The following is a 312-nucleotide window of genomic DNA, read 5'->3' as shown; positions in this document are numbered from 1 at the left end:
TAAGGCGTTCGGGTGAACTGTGGTTAAGGAATTCGGCAAAATGCCCCCGTAACTTCGGGAGAAGGGGGGCCCTACGATGTGAGCACTCTTGCGGTGTTAAGCGTTGTGGGGTCGCAGAGAATAGAGGGAAGCGACTGTTTATCAAAAACACAGGTCCATGCGAAGACGTTAAGTTGATGTATATGGACTGACGCCTGCCCGGTGCTGGAAGGTTAAGAGGACCGGTTAGTCAACGTTGTTGGCGAAGCTGAGAATTTAAGCCCCAGTAAACGGCGGTGGTAACTATAACCATCCTAAGGTAGCGAAATTCCT

General features: G+C 50.6%; 1 rRNA gene. It reads left to right on the top strand.

The annotated features are described in order from the left end of the window. Nucleotides 1–312: ribosomal RNA gene (locus tag QP990_RS12210) — 23S ribosomal RNA — on the top strand; the annotation flags it as partial.

Origin of the sequence: Corynebacterium sp. MSK071, from assembly GCF_030232125.1 — a bacterium.
Taxonomy (GTDB): Bacteria; Actinomycetota; Actinomycetes; order Mycobacteriales; family Mycobacteriaceae; genus Corynebacterium; species Corynebacterium kefirresidentii.
This window is presented reverse-complemented; position numbering and strand designations above follow the sequence as displayed.